This is a genomic window from Phaeodactylibacter sp., from assembly GCF_040219495.1.
GTDB lineage: Bacteria > Bacteroidota > Bacteroidia > Chitinophagales > Saprospiraceae > Phaeodactylibacter.
The window spans coordinates 1-19,531 of sequence record NZ_JAVJSK010000087.1 but is presented as its reverse complement, the minus strand read 5'-3'; the positions used below and the strand labels follow the sequence as shown (position 1 = coordinate 19,531).

8 protein-coding genes are annotated in these 19,531 nt (G+C 52.7%); 1 reads left to right on the top strand and 7 read right to left on the bottom strand.

Features of this window, described 5'->3' with window-relative positions; all coding sequences use genetic code 11:
* Window positions 1–291 precede the first annotated feature (291 nt).
* Window positions 292–4,029, top strand: a complete 3,738-nt coding sequence (locus RIC19_RS13195) for a metallophosphoesterase (protein ID WP_350178797.1) — start codon at window positions 292–294, stop codon at window positions 4,027–4,029.
* A gap of 77 nt (window positions 4,030–4,106) precedes the next feature.
* Here the strand turns inward: RIC19_RS13195 and RIC19_RS13190 are convergent, their stop codons facing one another.
* The 7 genes from RIC19_RS13190 to RIC19_RS13160 all read right to left on the bottom strand — a co-directional run bounded on the left by RIC19_RS13190 (window position 4,107) and on the right by RIC19_RS13160 (window position 18,928).
* Window positions 4,107–4,829, bottom strand: a complete 723-nt coding sequence (locus RIC19_RS13190) for an SDR family oxidoreductase (RefSeq protein WP_350178796.1) — start codon at window positions 4,827–4,829, stop codon at window positions 4,107–4,109.
* A gap of 125 nt (window positions 4,830–4,954) precedes the next feature.
* Window positions 4,955–12,766, bottom strand: coding sequence for a choice-of-anchor I family protein (locus RIC19_RS13185; RefSeq protein ID WP_350178795.1), 7,812 nt, complete (start codon window positions 12,764–12,766; stop codon window positions 4,955–4,957).
* Window positions 12,767–13,024: 258 nt separating this feature from the next.
* Complete coding sequence (locus RIC19_RS13180; RefSeq protein ID WP_350178794.1) at window positions 13,025–13,570, bottom strand: T9SS type A sorting domain-containing protein; 546 nt, start codon at window positions 13,568–13,570, stop codon at window positions 13,025–13,027.
* Between the two features lie 311 nt (window positions 13,571–13,881).
* Window positions 13,882–17,019 (bottom strand): esterase/lipase family protein, encoded by a 3,138-nt coding sequence (locus RIC19_RS13175; RefSeq protein WP_350178793.1) that lies wholly within the window; start codon window positions 17,017–17,019, stop codon window positions 13,882–13,884.
* A 254-nt stretch (window positions 17,020–17,273) separates the two neighbouring features.
* Window positions 17,274–17,744: a hypothetical protein gene (locus RIC19_RS13170; RefSeq protein ID WP_350178792.1), complete on the bottom strand. Its 471-nt coding sequence runs from the start codon at window positions 17,742–17,744 to the stop codon at window positions 17,274–17,276.
* A gap of 20 nt (window positions 17,745–17,764) precedes the next feature.
* Window positions 17,765–18,313: a Riean_0653 family protein gene (locus RIC19_RS13165; protein ID WP_350178791.1), complete on the bottom strand. Its 549-nt coding sequence runs from the start codon at window positions 18,311–18,313 to the stop codon at window positions 17,765–17,767.
* A 27-nt stretch (window positions 18,314–18,340) separates the two neighbouring features.
* Window positions 18,341–18,928, bottom strand: a complete 588-nt coding sequence (locus RIC19_RS13160) for a Riean_0653 family protein (protein WP_350178790.1) — start codon at window positions 18,926–18,928, stop codon at window positions 18,341–18,343.
* Between the last annotated feature and the right edge of the window lie 603 nt (window positions 18,929–19,531).

Below are 19,531 nucleotides of genomic sequence, written 5' to 3'. Positions count from 1 at the left end.
TCCGGTAAACTGCGGGACAGGCTATCTCGCTAAGGCTAAACTCCGGTTTTCGTGCCTCGTCTAACCAGAAAATTGTTAGTTTTCAACTAGAAGACAAAAGTCCCAACACGCTCTAAGGCTGAACTCCGGTTTCGATACCTTTTCAAATCAAAAAAATGCCAGGTTTCGATTAGAAGACCAAAGCTTCAACATGCTTAAAAAATTAGCAGAGAAAACTTTAGCAGGGCCAGTAAAGTTGACTTTGAATACAACTGCGTACTTTACAAGCGTCTAAAACCTATTTTTTACGTAATGAAACAACTTTCCAGCCCCCTTTTCTACCTGGCTTTTATGCTGGGACTTACCTCTTGTGCCAACTACCAGCTCAACTACAGCCCGGAGGCTGCCAACTGGGAAGCGGGTTTCGCTACTCCTGAGCAACCCCTCATGCATACGGTTTTCCTAGTGGGGGATGCAGGAGGTGGTAGCAACCCTGCTTTAGATTTATTGAAGCGCAAGGTTCAGGCAGCAGGGAAAGAAAGTACTGTACTCTTCCTGGGCGATAACATTTACCCGAATGGTATGGCGCCTAAGTCTGAGCCCGGCCGGGCAATAGACGAGGAACGGCTAACCGATCAACTTGCCACTGTGCAGGGGTACGAGGGCAATATCTTCTTCATTGCCGGCAATCACGATTGGGACAAATACGGCATAGACGGCCTGAAACGGCAGAAAAAATTCATAGAAAAGTACCTGGACCGGGAGGATGTGTTCTTCCCGGACCCCGGCTGCGGTGACCCGGAAGAAATAGAAATCAATGACAAGTTGGTTATCGTCCTGATTGATTCAGAATGGTACCTGTCTGACTGGGACAAAGACTACCAGGTCAACGCAGGCTGTGAAGTCAAAAGCCGTGCCGTTTTTGCCGAATTTATGGTAGAGGCGATCAAGGGCAACCGCAATAAAGATGTGCTCATCGCTATGCACCACCCACCCTATTCCACGGGGCCACACGGCGGGCAGTTTACGTTCAAACAGCACTTGTTCCCGCTTACGGAGTTTGTAAAGCCGCTTTATCTGCCTTTGCCAGTGGTAGGGTCAATCTTCCAATTTTTGAGAGGTACAGTGGGCCACCGCCAAGACCTGATACACCCCAAATACCAGGAGCTTTCTGACATCGTGGTAGGCGCTGCCCGCCGCAATGGAAGTTTTGTCATTGCTTCGGGGCACGAGCATAGCCTTCAGTATATTGAGCAGGACGAACAGTCTTTTATTGTCAGTGGTGCAGGCTCAAAAAGTACAGCCACCAACGCCCGCAATGGAGGGCAATTTGCCTACGGGCACCTTGGCTTTGCACAGTTGGATTACTACGAGGACGGCTCTGCCTGGGTAAAATACTGGGTGCCCGATGAGAATGAACCGCAGGGGAAGCTGGTGTTCCAAAAACAAGTGCAGCCCCCTTTGCCCAAGGTTGCAGAAGAGCCACCGCAGTCTTTCGAGCCTTTGCAGGACTCCATTACGATCAAAGTGAGTGAGAATGATTTTGAGCGGGGCAGGCTTTGGAACTTCTTTTGGGGCAAACACTACCGAAGCACCTATAACGCTACGGTGAAACTGCCGGTCCTGGACCTGACCCAGTTTAAAGGCGGGGTACGCCCGGTTAAGCGTGGCGGCGGTTATCAGACCAATTCCCTGCGGCTGGAGGGAGCAGATGGCCGGCAGTATGCCTTGCGCTCGATTGATAAAGATGCCTCCCGGACCCTGGGGTATCCCTTCAATGAGTCCTTCGTGACGGCGGTACTGGAGGACAACTTCAGCTCTGCTCATCCCTTTGCTTCCATTGCTACTGCTGACCTGGCAAAGGCAGCCGGTATTTATTACACGCAGCCTAAGATGTTTTACCTGCCCCGGCAGCCGGCATTGGGCATCTACAATGAAGACTACGCTGGTGCTTTGTACACTGTGGAAGAGCGCCCGGATGACGAAGTTTGGAATGACTACGAGCAATTCGGCGCACCCAAGCGCATCCGCAGTACCCTGGATACCCGGGAACGGATACAGGAAGACCACGATGAGCAGATTGATTACCCTTTCGTGGTGCGCAATCGATTGTTTGATGTACTGATCGGCGATTGGGACCGGCACGATGACCAATGGCGCTGGTCGGAAATCGACAGCGGGAAGGTAGACTACTACCGCCCTATACCCCGCGACCGCGATCAGGCCTTCAGCAAGTATGATGGCCTCATACTGGAATTGGCGAAAGGCACTTCGCCCGACATTAAAAAACTAAAAGCTTTCCGGGGAGAGGAAAACCGCCTCAAATGGCTGGTCTACAACGGCCGCCACTTCGATCGCACTTTTCTGTCTGGTGCAGACTGGGCCACTTGGGAAGCAGAAGCCCGTCAGTTGCAGGCCCAACTCACTGACGAAGTGATTGAGCAGGCTTTTAAAAACCATTGGCCCGAGCCGATTTACAACCATAATGGTCCGGAGATCATCAAAAAGATTCAGTCCCGGCGGGATGATTTTATGGAAATTGCCCGCAAGTACTACGAGCTTATGGCCCGCGAGGTAGATGTTGTAGGGACTTTCAAGCGCGACCTTTTCCTGATTGAGCGGATGGAAGATGGCCGCACCCGTATCCGGGCGTATGATACCAACAGCAAATCCGAAAAAGAGCTGAAGTTTTACGACCGGACTTTTCTGCCGGAAGAAACGAAAGAAATTGTTGTCTATGGTTTGACGGATCAGGATGTGTTTCAGGTCAAAGGTACCTGCAAGCGCAACTGCATCAAAATCCGCATGATTGGAGGGGTAGGGCAGGACATCCTTGAAGACGACTCCAATGGTAAGGGCTTGATTTACTACGATGCGAGGAACGAAGGCAACTTGCTGCAAACCGGCTCCAAAGCCAAAATCAAACGGCGCTTTGACCCCGCCTTCAACACCTACGACCGGGAGTCGAAGGACTACAACTTTAACTTTGCCTCTCTGCTGCCAGCCGGGGGCTTCAATCCGGACGACGGCATACTGCTGGGGCTAAGCGCAGCGTACACTACCTTTGGCTTTAAAAAAGACCCTTACGCATCAAGGCATAAGATTAATATGAAGTTCGCGACCGCTACTGATGGTTTTACACTGGGCTATCAGGGGGAGTTTATTGACCTTTTTGGGCCCTTTGAGCTTGGCCTGGATGCCGAATACCAAACGCCACTTTACTCCCGGAACTTCTACGGGCTGGGCAATGAAAGCATCAATATTGAAAACCTGCTGGACGACGAGGCCCTGAATTACAATCGCATCAAGCAGCGGGTGATTCGCGTAATGCCTTCGTTTATGCGCCGGCTCAATGCGCAGTCCAGAGTCCTTGTGGGCCCTACTTTTGAATCCATCGAAGTCGAGCGAACAGAAGGCCGCTACATTGATGAAATTGGCAACCGTTTTCAGGACGAACTCTTTGACGGGCTGGAATTTGCCGGGCTTCGGTTCTTGCTTGACTACAAAACCCGGGACAACAACGCCATTCCCACCCGCGGGCTGGGCTTCTTTTTGGAAGGCGGCTGGAAGCAACAGCTGGAAGAAGGGCGTAAGAACTTCGCCTACCTGAACACCTCGTTTTCCGCCTATCAGCGTATCGACCGGCAGGGCAAGCTGGTGTTCGCCACGCGCCTGGAGTTTCAGCACCGCTTCAATGAAGATTATGAGTTCTATCAGGGTGCAACACTTGGCGGGCCCGGGCAGGGTGCCAACTTCCGCGGCTTCCGCCGTGACCGCTTCATTGGCTCTACGGCCTTTGTACACAACACCGACCTGCGCTGGAAGACCATCACTTCTGAGAACCCAACGCTGCCCTTCTCCCTCGGGCTCATGGCGGGCTTTGACCACGGCCGGGTATGGCTGCGCGGAGAAGATTCGGAGGTCTGGCACTACAGCTACGGCGGCGGCATCTGGCTTAGCCCCTTTGACTTATTTGTGGTAAGTGGCGGCGTCTACCGGGGTGATAATAAGGACAACCGGGTGGTGGTGACGGGCGGTTTCTTTTTCTAAACCTGCAGTCTATCCATAAATGAAAAATCCCCGCTCCGTATGCAACGGAGTGGGGATTTTTCTGCTGTACAAAAGGCTTACTTCTTAGGCGGCTTCGTCGGCCGTACTTCCACCTTGCTGGGTAGGGTACGCGGGTGCATGTTCAGCAGGTCCATGACCATCTGCCCCATGTCTTCAGGCTGTATCTTCCAGGCATCCTTTTCGTTGGGCGTGTGGTCGTTGAAATAAGTGGCCACAGAACCCGGCATAATGGTAGTGACTTTCACATCATCTTGCCGAAGGTCAAGCATCACTGCCTGCGTAAAGCCCACCAGGCCAAACTTGCTGGCATTGTAAGCGGAGCCGGAGGGGAAGAAGTTCGTTCCCGCCAGGCTGGCAATAGTGATCAGGTAGCCTTTAGTCTTTTTGAGCTCCGGTATGGAGGCTTTGGTCGTATAAAACACCCCTGTCAGGTTGGTGTCGATAACGGCATTCCACTGTTCCGCAGTCATCTCTTCGATAGGGGCGAAGTGTCCTACACCGGCGTTGGCAATAGCGACATCCAGCTGTCCCCATTCCTCAATGACCCGCTTTACTGCATTTTCCTGAGCGACCATATCGCGCACATCAGCGGCAATACCAATAGCTTTGCCGGGCCCCAATGCGGTGAGCTTTTCGGCTGCTGCATCGGCTGCTGTTTGCTCGCGGCTCGTTACGGCCACATGCATACCGTGTTTTACCATGGCTTCGGCTATGCCGAGCCCTATTCCTTTGCTGCCGCCCGTGATGAGGGCGGTCTTTCCTTTGAGTTTCGTTTCCATACTTGTACAACGGTTAGGTAGGGGCTGGGTTTTCGAAGCGCCAATAAAAAATACCCGCCTCCGGAATTCACCGGAGGCGGGTACTACAATCAAGCCCCAGAACTTTGCAAAATCCAAACTGAGGTTTACTCCACAATCAGGCGGCGGGTCAGCACCCCTTCTGCGGAAGTCAGGCGGATCAGGTAAATGCCCGCTGGCATCTGCGTCAGGTCAATTTGCGCCTGATAGTCGCTGCGGTAGCTTTCCACCCGGCGTACATTGAGTACCTGTCCGGTGCTTGTAACAATCGCCAGATCGTATGCAGTGGATTGCAGGTCGCTCAGACGGACGGTAGCCAGGCCGGTAGTTGGGTTCGGGAATACCTCAAAGCCTTCCTGTGTGAGCAGGTCGCGGGTGCTGTTGCAGACTTCGATGTTGAAGTCCAGCAAGATAGCTTGCTCGCAACCGAATTCATTGACCACAGTAGCTTCAATCGCATATTCGCCAACGTCCAGCCCTTCGGTGGTGAATTCCTCCACAGCAGTACCGTCAATGATGAGCTCATTGCCTTCGCCCGGGCTGAAGACAAAGATGTCATCTATGCAAACCACCGTATCAACCGGGAAGGTAACCATAGGCACAGGATTGAAAGTAACAACGACCTCTTCGTCACCGCTACAGCCATTAGCGTCGGTTACGGTTACAGTGTAAGCACCGTCCATGTCCACTTCAAGGGTTTGTCCATCGGTACCGTTGCTCCAGCTGTAGGTGTCAAAGCCAGCTCCTGCATCCAGGGTAACGGTTTCGCCTTCACAGGCTTCGATGTCGTCGCCCAGGGCTACAACCGGTAGTGGGTTGACCGTCACTTCTACCGTATCCATAGCCATGCAACCGCCGGCAGTGGTGGCCATAACCGTCACGGTACCGGCTTCTGTAACCTCAATGGTGTTGCCTTCATCACCCGTAGACCAGGTAATGGTTTCGTAAGCATCGCCTACGGTCAGCATCGCGGTCTCGCCTTCGCATAGCGTGACTGTAGCAGGCAGGTCAACGATTGGGCAGCTCAGGTCAATTTCAAACATGGCTACAGAGCCACTGACTTCGTAAGAAACCGCCAGCAGTGGCTTGCCGCTTGGGCTGCTGAATGCCGGGATAAAGGACAGTCCTTCGGGGGCAAGGTCGCCGCCCAGTTCATCAACTGTGCGAGTATTAATGTACTGTAGGAAGACCGGAGATTCCGGCGCTGATACATCATAGACCATCACTCCGCCGATGCGCTCCAGCGCAATGAAGGCGTAGTGCCTGCCGTCAATCTCGGCAGTGGTTACCGCTTCCGGCTCCGGGCCTTTGTCATCGGAGCGGTTCTTGAAGTTGTTCTCGTCGTCGGTGGTGTTGAACAGGGCACCGAATATCGGGTCTGCAGCGGTGATCTGTTCCAGGTCATTGCCACTATCGAAAAGCAACGCACCCGAAGCGGCATCCCAAATGGTAAACGAACGGGCACCAAAGGCAAAGATTTCATCAAAGTCGCCATCGCCATCGGTATCGCCATTGGCAGTGGTCACCACGAGGCGCCCAAGGAGGTTCTCATCTTTGAGGATATCTGCATCCGGGAAGTTAGTTGGGTCAAGGACGAATTCTTCATCCTCTACGCGCGCTTCTTCAGAATAACCGTCATAGTCGCGGGCATCGCCTTCATTCACAGAAATCAGGTAGCTTTGGCCGCCCACCGTAAAGTAGTCGATTGCATCCGGTTGATACATGCCTTTCACCGGCCAGTTGGCGAAGAAGATGTCATCGGTGCGGTTGGAGGCATCGAAGGTGACGCCTTCTGCGGTCCAGTCTTTGAAGCCGAGCGGGAGGATGTCCACCACCGTATTGGTGGTCAGGTCAACCAGCACGAGTGCGTTGTTCTCCTGGCAGTTGACATAGGCGGTAGTGCCGTCATCAGAAATAGTGATGTACTCCGGCTCCAGGTCCTGCGCAACCGTAGCGCCCGGGCCAAAAATGCGCACGCCCGCCGCTTGCAGGGCTGCCTGCTGATCGTTGAAGGCTTCAAAACCTAGCGTGGTTACCGTAGCTGCAGCCACACCTCCGCTGAGGTCAATGATGCTTACAGAGCCTTCCGGGTCAACGTCGTAGTCGTCGTTGGGCTCCCCTTCGTTCGCCGTGAGGGCTTTGGTACCGTCAGGGGTGAAGGTCACCATATCGGGCAGCACGCCCACCTCAACTGCATTCAGGAAGTTACCATCCGTATCGAAGAAGGCGACCATGCCTGCGCCATCTACTGCATCTGCTTCAATCGCTGCAGCTACAATACCATTGCTAACCGCTACAGAGTTGATGCCTGCGCCGTATGCGGAGATATCGATGGAAGAAACCAGGCTAAGTGCAGCCGGGTTGCTGTAGTCGATGATGTCTACCTGATTGTTCTCGCCGTTGGTGAGGAACAGGCGGTTGGTTTCGCCGTCAAAGGCTACGATTTCAGCCGTGCCTTCGCCTCCGCCGGTGAAGTAGCTGCCGAGGTGGGTCAACTGCAGCTCCGGGTTGGTTGCGGCAACGGGCGCCATGTCGTCGTTGTCCATAATGCGCACGATGTGGCGGGTGGTCTCGCCCAGCTTCACTTCGCTTGCTGCAGGATCAATTTCGAGCACGATATACTGTCCGCCCAGCTCCATATTGTCGAGAATGTCGAGGGAAAGGAACTGAGAAGTATTAGTACCGTCAAATTCCACTTCCGTGGAAGCCAGGGTGAAATCAGTGCCTTCGGTAGCGGTGGAACCGGCAAGGATATTCACAACGGCTTTGCCGGTCAGCCCGCCAGCCTGCTCTACGGCAAGTTCCAGCTGTAGTGCGCCACTGCCTTCTTCTACGGTAGTGAGGTTGTCAGCGAAGGTGACAGTAGACTGCGTCTGCAGCTCAAATATGCCAACGGTGCCGCTGACCTCGTAGGATACGGCAATATAGGCTTTGCCATCCGGGCTGTCCGCAGCATCGATAAACGCGATGTCCTCCGGTGCCAGGTCGCCGCCCAGCTCGTCTACGGTACGGGTATTGATGTACTGAATGAAGGTTGGAGCAGCGGGGTCCGCAATTTCGTACACCATGATACCACCGATGCGCTCCAGCGCGATAAAGGCGTAAGGCACGCCGTCAATTTCTTCGACGATTACGGCTTCCGGCTCAGGGCCTTTATCGTCGGAGCGGTTTTTGAATTCATTCTCATCATCAGTGGCATTGAAGATGGCGCCGAATACCGGGTCCGCCGCGGTGATTTGCTCCAGGTCATTGCCACTATCGAAGACAACGGCACCACTGGCTGCATCCCAAATCGTGAAGGAGCGGCCACCATAAGCGTAAAGCTCATCAAAGTCACCATCGCCATCGGTATCGCCCGTTGCGTTTGTGATACGAAGCCGTCCAAGCAGTGCATCGTCTTTCAGGTACTCTGCATCAGGGAAGGCTGTTGGGTCAAGTACGATTTCATCATCTCCAATGCGGAATTCCTCAGAGTAGCCATCGTAGTCCCGCGCATCTCCTTCGTTAGCCGTGATGATGTAGCCTTGCCCGCCGACCGTAAAGAAGTCGATAGCGTCCGGCTGATACATGCCTTTGATGTTCCAGTTGGCGAAGAAGATGTTGTCGGTGCGGTTGGAAGCATCGAGCGTTACGCCTTCTTCGGTCCAGTCTTTATAGCCGAGTGGCAGGATGCCGGTCACGACTTCGTTAACGATGTCTACAATCAGCAGCGCATTGTTTTCCTGGCAGGACACGTAAGCAGTAGTTCCATCATTGGAAATGGTAACGTACTCCGGCTCCAGGTCCTGGGCAACCGTAGCGCCGGGCCCAAAAATGCGCACGCCTTGCGTCACAAGGGTGGCCTCATCATCGTTAAAGCTGGTCAGCGGCAAGGTGACCACCGTAGCTGCGGCTGCACCTCCACTCACGTCTATGATGCTGACGGAGCCTTCGGGGTCCACATCATAATCATCATTAGGCTCCCCTTCATTGGCCGTCAGGATTTTGGTGCCATCGGGTGTGAAGGTAAGCATGTCGGGCAGTGGGCCTACCGTGACCTGATTAAGAAAAGCCCCATCCGTATCGAAGAAAACTACGCTGCCATTATCGGTTACCGTTTCAGCCTCCATAGCGACCGCAACAAGACCGTTGTGCACTGCTACGGAGTTGATACCGCCGCCATAGGGTGACATATCGACTGATGAAACAGAGGAAAGGCTGGCCGGATTGGAGAAGTCCACGATATCCAGCTGATTGTCTTCGGAGTTAGTGAGGAACAGCCGCTGTGAAGCCGGGTCGTGGGCTACGATTTCGGCAACTGTACCGGAGGCAAAACTACCTACGTGGTTCAGGCGGGTGGACGGATCAGCCTGAGCCACCGGTGCCACATCATCATTATCGGCAACCAGGACAATGAGGCGAGTCCCGCTACCCATTAATGCCGTGCTGCTACTTTCATCAAATTCCAGGATGAGGTATTTGCCGCTCAGGCTGCTGTTGTCGAGTACCTCCAGGTCGAGGCTGGGCCCATCAGTAGTGCCTGCCGGAATACTGAGCGTAGTGGTGCCCAGGTTGTAATCTTCACCAGCCACCGCAGTGGAAGCCATCGCTACATTTACCGTTAGGCTGCCAGCCAGTCCGCCGGCCTGCTCAATGGCGATGGGCAGTTCGATGCTGCCTGCGCCTTCCATCACTTCGATTGTGCTTTCCGCGAAAGCAACAGTAGGAGGCGTGGCGATTTCGAATACCCCAACCGTTCCACTTACCTCGTAGGAAACGACGGCGTAATACTTACCATCCGGGCTATCGGCAGGCGTGATGATTTTAACATCCTCCGGTGCCAGGTCGCCGCCTTCCGTGTCTACCGTGCGGGTATTGATGTACTGCAGGAATACAGGGGCTTGCGGATTAGATATGTCGTAAACCATCAGGCCGCCGATGCGCTCCAGGGCAATGAAGGCATAAGGCACGCCATTGATCTCCGCGACGGTCACGGCTTCCGGTTCCGGCCCTTTGTCGTCTGAGCGGTTTTTGAAGTTGTTCTCATCATCAGTGGTATTGAAAATAGTACCGAAAACCGGATCTGCAGCGGTAATCAGTTCCAGCTCGGAACCGCTGTCGTACACCAGGTCTCCGTTGTCAGCATTCCAAATGGAGAAAGACCGGGCGCCGTAAGTGTACAGCTCATCGTAGTCTCCGTCACCATCGGTATCTCCATTGGCGGTGGTCATGTTCAGACGTCCAAGGAGGGCTTCATTTTGCAGGTAAGCTGCATTAGGGAAAGCCGTTGGATCGAGTGTGATTTCATCATCACCGATTCTTGCTTCTTCGGAATAGCCGTCATAATCGCGGGCATCCCCCTCATTTGCAGAAATAAGGTAGCGTTGCCCACCAACAGTGAAGTAGTCGATCGCATCGGGCTGATATATACCGCGGATCGGCCAGTTGGCGAAGAAAATATCGTCGATGCGGTTGGAAGCGTCGAGGACGATGCCTTCCTGAGTCCAGTCTTTGAAGCCCAGTGGAATGACAGCCAATGCAGCAGCGGATTCAATGTCGATGAGCACCAGCGCGTTATTTTCCTGGCAATTCGCATACGCCAGGGTGCCGGTTTCGTTGATGACGATGAATTCAGGCTCCAGGTCCTGAGCAACAGTGGCACCAGGCCCAAAAATACGGACGCCGGCATCTTTGAGGCTTGCTTCATTGTCGTTAAAGCCGGCAAAGCTGATGGTGGTCACATTGGCGTTGGTGAGGTTGGCAGCACCTACACTCAGGTCGATAATGCTGACGGAGCCTTCGGGGTCAATGGTGTAGTCTGCATTAGGCTCGCCTTCATTAGCCGTCAGCACTTTGCTGCCATCCGGAGTGAAGGTCAGCATATCGGGCAGTGGGCCGACTTCCACCTGGCTCAGCAGGTTGCCATCGGCATCCCAGAACGTAACAGAGCCATTGTCGGTGACTTCGTTGCCTTCCAAAGCTACGGCTACAATACCATTGGCTACAGCCACGGAGTTGATACCGCCACCGTAAGGCGCCATGTCGATCGCGGTGATGGTGGAAAGGCTTGCCGGGTTGGAGAAGTCAACCACATCCAGTGTGTTCTCCTCGGAGTTGGTGAGGAAGAGGCGCTGTGAAGCCGGGTCGTGCGCCACGATCTCGGCCACCGTGCCTGAGTTAAAGCTGCCTACGTGGCTGAGGCTGATCGCAGGGTCTGCCGGGGCCACCGGTGCCGTCAGGTCATTGTCCTGAATCAATACGATGAGCTCAGTGTCACTACCTGCGGTGGCATTGATCAGCGACTCAATCGCGAGGATGAGGTAGCGGCCACCTACTGTACTGTTGTCAATCAGTTCCACCTCCACACTTTGCGGGCCGGTGCTGTTGGCTGGGAAAGTTACGTTGGTGGTATTTAGGTTGAAATCTTCACTCGCCACAGCTGTGGATGCCCCCACCACGCTGATCACCGCTTCTGTGGGCAGGCCATTGGCGTTGGTGATGCCGAGGTTGAAACTGACGGTGCCGTCTGCTTCATTCACCACTACATTTGGCACTTCAAAAGATACAACCGGCTCGATGGCAGGTATGTACACGCCCGGTGTAGCCAGGATATCGGTACCGTTGAAGGCTTCTGTGTTGGCGAACCAGTTGGCGCCATCGTTATTGTCTAGTGTTGGGTCGAGGAGCTCGATAGACGGGCCATTGCCATCCGCTTCAGCCGGCCAGGGCGCTTCATCCAGATAATTGACAAAGTCAATAGTGTCGCCGAGGAAATTGCTGATCAGCAGGTCTTCATCCCCGTTGGTAATGTCGTCAAAGCCCCAGTCGTAAAAATCAAGCCCGTAGAACGCCTCGGCGGCAGCTTCGTCAAAAGCAACGAGCACAACTTCACCGGGAGCCAGCGTTTGCTCCGGGAAAGTGAAGCTGAACTCAGAGCTGAAAGTCAGCCCGCCAATGATAGCCGGATCGGTACCGGCATTCAGTATTTCGACAAACTCACGGTCATCGCTGCTGCCGGGAGGATTGTACATGATTTCCGTAATCACCAGATTGGGTGTGGTACGGTTGATAATCCAGTCGAAAGCGAAGGCTTCCAGCAGGAAGTTGCCCGCTGCATCGGTCACCAGGCCAATAGAGATATCAAAGGCCTGCCCATCAGTAAACGGCGCATCGTAGGTAATAGTCACAAACGGAAATTCGTTGCCTCCGGGCTCGGTGTAAGTGATGTCAGCAATGGTGCCATTGGTAGTGTAGTTCATGGGGTTTTCCACACTAGCCACATCCATTGGCTCACTGTAAGTGATGCGGATGCTCGTATCATCCAGCAGTTCTGCGCTAAGTGCGAGCGGCGGCAGGAAGTCTTCGGTGCTGCTGAAGAGGGACACATCGTCGAAGCCAGCGAAGTCATCGGCACCGTTTTGCTTGGCCATCAGGCGCAGGCGAACGGTAGAGATACCCACCGGCAGATTGACGAAAACGGTTTCCCAGCCGCCGGTGTTGCGGGAAAGGTCTACATAGTTGGCCATGTCAATGCCCATGCCGGGCTCCGTTTCCACAATGTAGCCAATGGAGTCTACCGACTCATAGCCAACGGTGTTATACTTAAAGGTGAGTGCATTGACGGAAAAAGCGGAAACATCCACAGCGTCAAAGTCCATAGTGTGGAAATTAGCGTTGCCTCCGTTGTCGTTCTCCAGGTCGCGCATGTACCAGAAATTCATGCCGCTTGCCGGGCTTATGTTCGCCGTTGGGCCAGACACTGCCCACGCATCGCCATCGATGTCATAGGTAGCGGGATTAATGGTGTAATTCCAGGTATCATTGGCGGAGCCTTCGAAGCCCTGAAACAGTTCCTGATCGTCTTGCGCAAAAGATACAACGGAAAGCAGGCAGAGCAACAGAGTGCTCAGGCTCTTTCCAAAGTGGTAATCGTACTGCATGAAAGAAGTTTTGGTTTTGGAATGTATTTTGGAAGCGTAAAGCTACGGCAGGCAAATGCAGGGAGGGTTAACTGTGGATTAAGTAAGGGTTAATTTTGATGCGGGTGGTTGTGCCGAAATTGGATTTGGGGTTTGGTTTAGGCCTGTAAGGTGAGAACAAATAAGACACTCAAGTCCCAATCTTCAGAAAAATAGAAAAGCCCCGGCAGCTAATACCACCGGAGCTTGACTCTTAATTTTCAGATGAAAAGGCAACCCTTATCGCTGCACCATCACTTTGAGCTGATGGGCGCGCTGCCCGTCTGCGGTAGTGAAGTGCAGGAAGTACCAACCCTCTGCCCAGCTGTCCACCGGCAAACGGTGGGTACCGGATGGCAGCAGGCCTGACCATACTTCCTGCCCGGCCGCATTAATAGCGCGCAGAGAGAATTGGGCGCCCGGGTTCCACTCTACTGCCACTTCGTCCTGTGCCGGGTTAGGGAAGGTGGAGGGCTGCCCTGATAAGCCAGGGCCCTGCCGCTGCTGTATGCCCTGCGGGCTGCCGCCTGCCGATTGCAGGTTTTGGCCACCGGTATGGGGCACAAATACCCGCGCTACGTCGATGTAGTGCTTGCATTGGTCTGATGCGGTGCCCCGCTCCGTGTTGGACTTTTGGGCGACATCTGCAAACAAAGGGTACGTGGTTTCCGTCAGCTCCTCTTGCTCCAGCTTATCCTGATAGGCGAAAAAGGCATCAAAGAAGCTGCCGCCAAGCTGCTCGGTAGGCGTAGCCATCAGCCCGCTGCAATCTTTGGATGGCGGCACATGCGGGCCGGTAGGCGGGGCTGACGGGCAGCTCGTGGGCGCACCGGTGGCTTTGGTGCCAAAGCCGAGGCTGATTTCCGGGAAACCGCCGCAGCCGCCAAAGTTGGTTTTGTCGAGGGCGTAGTAGTACAGCCCACCGCCCGGCTCCGGGTTCGCGTGGTCAGTGCCCCAGTAATTGCCCTCTGCCGGTATCGTGTTGATGGTTTCGGCTAAGGGCTTCTCGAAAAATTAATATCCCCATTGGGTTTTGTTTTGATAAGGCACAAAACCAACCGAAGGGCAGGATTTGGGGCTCATCAAAGCAAAAGCTGTTAAACAATGGGGATATTAATTTTTGCCCCACTACCAGGTACCCCGTCGTAACAGATATCAAACCACAGCGCATCATTGGGCCCGCGCTGAAAATGGTTGGACCGGGCGTAAGCCAGGTTGTCTGTCTGGGAGTTGATGAATGCATCAATGTTCAGGATGAGGTTTTGCCCCTTGATGCCGGCCAGCCCGTTGTTGAGCAGCTTGGCGCAGTCCATCGTGACCAGCCCATAGTTGCTGCCTTCCCGGTTTCCCTCTACGATATGGAGGCCATAGAAGTCATTATCCGCCACTTCAGCCTGCCCGCGCAGGGTGACATTAACATACTTGCCCGCTGGGCAGTATAAGCCCACGTCATTATTGGACAGCTCGCCACCGCTCATGATGTACTCGCCTACGTTGGAGACGTGGACGGCGCCCCAAGTCATATATGCAGCCTCCGTTGGCACATTGTAGTTTTCAATGACACTTGCATCTACCCGCACAGACTGCAGCTCGTCCAGCAGCATCGCATTCACGCCGGTGCCTGTGCCATTGAAATGGCAATCCCAAACCCGTGCATTGCTGCCGTGGGAAAGCCATATGGCATTCTGGTTATCGGAAAAGTCGCTCTGGAAAAACAGGAAATCCAGCGTACTGACCGGGTAGATATTGTAGGCTTCCACGGCATTGGCAAACCCGTAGGCTTCGTTGTACACGAACCGGATTTTGGATGCCCCGTTGGCCAGCAAGCCCACCGCTGTCTGCCCGCCGGTCTTGAGCTCCATGTTGGAGATAAAGGCTTCGCCCTGCCCTACCGAGATTTTGGCGTAAGCCCCATATTCCGCCAGGCCTTCCAGCAGCTCTACGGTATTGTCTCCAATATCAAGGGTCGTATTGTTGCGCAGGCGCAGGAAGCGCTTGCCGATGCCCCGCCCCTCAATGCGGAAGATACCGCCCGTAAGGCTGAGGATATGGCTCTGGAAAAAGTCAAAGAAGCCATTGCCGCTGAAGTCGATGCTGCCCTGTACCTCCAGCTCGCCCTGCACTTCGAGCACAGCACGCCCGAAGGGGGCGTCCCCGTCCCAGAGCTGCACGATGGCGCCTGGCTCTAAGACCAGCTTGCCATCGTCTTCCACCACGCATTTGGAATCCTGGCTGACGCGCAAAATACCCCCACTGCCAATACGGGCTTCGCCCCCGCTTTCGATGCGGACCTGCCCCCCGAAGCCTGCGCTGAGCAGCCCATCGGAAAGCACTTCCACATAGCCCCCTTCCTGTACGATAAACCGGGAGCCTTTATTGATGTACAGCTCGCCCTGGGCTTGGATGGAGACCGCCGCGTCTGCCTGCACGTATACTTGCGCGGTGTTGGTGATGCCGGCGGCGGCGTCCCATTGGCCGAGCTCCATGCGGGCGGTGGGGGCGATGGTGAGGATAACCGGGCTTGACGTTGTACATAAATCACCACCACCGATATATAGATTAAAATTAGAAGATTGCTGGTTTTGAGGGTTCTGTAACTCGTCTGTAAATGCTATCCGGTCAGCACGGTTCACCCATAGCGATCCACCGTTAAGGATATCTATATCATACCTTATACGATTGTCAGTTTCCTTGAAGAAACCGGGAATAGCGGGGTCAAAGGGTGCCAGAGACCTCCCATAGTTGTAGACTCGGTTGTTGATTACGCCTGATTGTTCACTCAACAATGGATCAGCCGCAACAAATGAGAATAGCAAAAAGTCAATATTGTCCTCATTGATAATTGGGCTGTGCTGTTGATTTTCCTGAGCAGGGGGCCCATACTCTGAAGACTCAATACTTGCTGTAGACCCTGCATAACGGTTGACAACGGTCAAGTTACCTGCCACACTTCCAACATTCTCCAAGTTTGCATAAAGGTTGGCTGCGTTTATGGGTATATCCAAGCTACTTACGGTGGGGACAATACATACGGTATTATGAAAAAGCTGTTGCCCGTTTAGAAATATACTGTCCCGATGTATCCCCATGAAACCTCCCGGTGCGCTATCAAGAGGTAATGTACCTGAAGCTACATAACTATATGCAGAGCTGACAAATGAAGAAAATAAAATCTCAATTTCAACTTGCCCATTATAAACAATAACACCTCCTTGGTTTTGATCAGGAATTGCCCTTATGCCTACTGCAAAGGTGGCAGTATTTCCTGATAAACCTAGCACTAACTCAGCTGTGTTGGCCCAAAACCCAGACCACCCTCCTACTACATCTTGCAAAATTTCACTTAATCCTCCGGAGTAGCTAACAATATCTTCCCCTGGCTGTACCAATTGACCAACGCCTCTCAGGCTCCCCGCAGATAAAGCAACGTATTCAAAATGCTGAGGTGGCATAAAGGCGTCGAGTTCAGCATAAAATTGTACATGCTCTGGCAGTGGGCTTACTCCATTTGTTGAGTAGGCACTGTATAGTAGCATTTGCTTCATCGCAGGCTCATTGAATAAATTCTTCAAAAAAGAAAGCTGAGGGATATAATCTCGTAACGGCGTGTTCCATGGCCCTTCCAAATGATGCAGGTGGCGTGAAGCGTGTTGAATGCCCAAAGGTACGTTAGCACCTCGTTGTACCCCGTCAAGCAGGAGCAGTTGCTCTACCTGATGCACTTCGTTGTTTTGTTCCATTTCAAGCAAAGCATACTCTGTAACGGGGCCACCCATACTTGGCCCTATGAGTATATTTGAAGCAGCACTACCGTTTGCTGCTTTGATCTGATTGATTTCCCGCAGCGCATCTTGCACCATCCGTGCATTGCGCTGTATGTAATCGCCTCCGTTGTTGTAATCCAGGAAGATGATGTCGTAGCCTTCAGATTCTAGTTGATCAATCAAAACATCACCTGATTGTAGCTGATAATTTAGCAACTGTATTGCAAATGTCCATGTGCGCCTATCATCCTCTGGCCTTGAAAGGGGGTCCAGCCCATCGGCAATGATTAGAGGCTTGGTCAGGCCATCATTACAATCGTTGATAAAAATATTCATCACGCCGCCACTGTGCTCTTGGGTTGCTGGAATTTCAATATCCGTTGGAGTATTTGGGAAACGAGTACCAATGCCTTGCTCCATCACCTTAAAAGAGAAGTGGGCTACATACTCTTTCCGGTCAAATGTTTTCATTTTAAGTTTGACTCGTTTGTTGCCTCCGCTACTGTACTGGGTGGAGATAAGCTGCCCAAGAGAGACCAGCTGATAGCCATTGCCGTCATCCAGGTCAATGGACAAGGAAAGAAGTGCGCTGCCACCGGTATTGCAATTGGAGAAAAAGAGATAAGATGGAAGGATAAAGGAAGGCGAAGTACCTAATGCCTTGTCGTATAAGGCAGAGGCTGCAAAGAGCCGTTGTAATGCGTAAGGGCTTTCCGGGCGGTTGGCTACATCAGATAAGCTTTGCCCCCCCCCGCATTGGCAGTCCAGTCCAAAAGGTTGGAATCTATAGCGTACGGCTTAAACTGTTCGTAATCCATGAAGAGCATGCTAATGGGAAAAGTATCTGAACTTGCATTCAGATCATTCATAGCCGGAACGTAGGTACTGCCAGGGTCCGGTAATGCAGGCCCATTCACCCCCATACCAGACAGCGTAGCATACAGCAGCCCGAATCCATTATGGTTAATCAGATTTGTATCAGAAACGCTCTGCCCATGGAACAGGGATGGATCTGCCCATGGAATGGTCCGTTCTAACAGCAAACCCGTGCTGAGCTCTGAAAAATCCAGGTTGCCAACCACATCAGTGATCACGGCATCGGCATCATTCTGAAAAGAAAGCGTGCCCGTTGGCTGCTGAGCCCAGAGCAGGCTCGCCAACAATAGGAGCGTAAATAATCCAGTAATTTTTTTCATTTTAGTGTTTTTTAAGTGTTTTAGAATTTCAGGTCAAAGCGGCCGTCTCTGACTTCGCGTACTTCATCTGTACCGTAATCCTTAAAATCAAAGCTAAAAGTGCCCGAGAGGATACGCTCGTCAAGATCAAACTTCTGAATGTCCACAACACGGCTGATGGTAGTATCAAGGCGATATTGCCAATTGCCTGTGTTCCAATCGTTGAATGAGGCCGACCCAATAAACGAATCGTCCAACTCATTTTTCTCGCCAATATTTAGTCCAATGTGAATAACTTGATCAGTTGTGTCACAATCGCCATTTGGTCTTCTATCGACACGCAGGTAAAAGTGGTTTGCCTCTTCATGATGCACCACCGTAATCTCCCCAAAGTCAAGCGGAGTTTGGATCAGCTGCCAGTCCACGTGCGGCACCCATACCTCCCCGTCAATCAGGCAGCCAAAGGTGTTAAGCCCTTCTGTGGTGAGTGGGGGGAGTTTGAGCTCGGGGCAGTTTCTCTGCTTGTCGCACCCGCCCCATAGCAGGGGCACGGCGAGCAGCCAGGTGAGCAATAAGAATTTGTTTTTCATAAGGGAAAGGTTTTTTTGTGTTAAAAATTAGTTGGCGTATTTGATGTCGAACCGGCCATCGGTGACACGGATGGTGTCTTGGCAGTTTTCTTTGACAAACTCAAAGTCAAATATTCCTGATATGATATTTTGACTCTCATCTAAATAAATTATCTGAAACTCAAAGCCTAAGCTTGTATCAGCATACATTGGGTTCAGGACATCACCAGATTCGCATATTGCGTCATCAAAAAAATGCGCCTGCCTTACAGTAGAGCTATCAGATTGCGTATGAAAAACAGAGCTGATAGTGATGGTTTGCTCTAGCTCAAAAGAATCATTCAACTCTCTCTTCCTAGCTCTTAAATAAAATCCCCCACTAGGCTCATGATAGGAAAAAGAAAGCTGAGCATCTAAACCAAAGTAAGGCCCACCTTTAGGCCTCCACACCTCACCATTGACCAGGCAGCCGAAGGTGTTTTCTCCGGTGGTGGTCATTTCGGGGAGGGTTTCTTCTGTCTCCCAATCAATAGGCTTGATAGTAATTTCATCGTCATCGTTGCCGAACCAGTTGCACCCGGCCCACAGCAGGGGTACGGCGAGCAGCCAGGTGAGGAGTAGGAATTTGTTTTTCATAAGTGAAAGGTTTTTATGTGTGAATAAATAGTAACTGACTTAGATCCACCTCACTCTTCGGGCACCCCGTCTCACGGCGCTGTAGCCAGCGGTGCTGTCGGGAGCGCTCAATGGGGGATAGCACGGGCAGGGGCTTCAGCTACCGGCTGTCCCGGGCATATCTGTTTAATGCCAACCAATGGTACTGCTATAGCTCAAGGCTTTAGCAGTGCGGTTATGTTTTTTGTTCAAGTATACGCATTACGAAGTGGTATGCTATTCCAGGGCATACCGCTTCGTAATGCGTATATGCCGATATTGAGTTGGTTTGCCTCGGCAAACCACTTAATCGTCGGTATAAGTGTGGCGGTCACACAGGGAGCGCCGGTTTTTGTGTTGCTGCGCGCAGTGATTCGTGCAATTGATTGGTAATTTACGACTTGGCTGTGGTAATGTCAAGGTTGCAGCGTGAAAACATTGTTGTTTTTTTGGGCTTGGGTGGGGGTAGGTGGAGCGTTGGTTCTGGCTTGGTTGAATCATATGCGACTCTACCTGCCTGCACCGGGTAGGCTGGTGCTACGAAGCCTTTAGGTCATTTTGTCCGGCTCATTAGGCAGACTCCCC

Coding starts and splice junctions, on each gene's coding strand:
- RIC19_RS13185 (WP_350178795.1), bottom strand. CDS start 12,766: ATGCAGTACGATTACCACTTTGGAAAGAGCCTGAGCACTCTGTTGCTC.
- RIC19_RS13190 (WP_350178796.1), bottom strand. CDS start 4,829: ATGGAAACGAAACTCAAAGGAAAGACCGCCCTCATCACGGGCGGCAGC.
- RIC19_RS13170 (WP_350178792.1), bottom strand. CDS start 17,744: ATGAAAAAAATTACTGGATTATTTACGCTCCTATTGTTGGCGAGCCTG.
- RIC19_RS13165 (WP_350178791.1), bottom strand. CDS start 18,313: ATGAAAAACAAATTCTTATTGCTCACCTGGCTGCTCGCCGTGCCCCTG.
- RIC19_RS13175 (WP_350178793.1), bottom strand. CDS start 17,019: ATGAAAACATTTGACCGGAAAGAGTATGTAGCCCACTTCTCTTTTAAG.
- RIC19_RS13160 (WP_350178790.1), bottom strand. CDS start 18,928: ATGAAAAACAAATTCCTACTCCTCACCTGGCTGCTCGCCGTACCCCTG.
- RIC19_RS13195 (WP_350178797.1), top strand. CDS start 292: ATGAAACAACTTTCCAGCCCCCTTTTCTACCTGGCTTTTATGCTGGGA.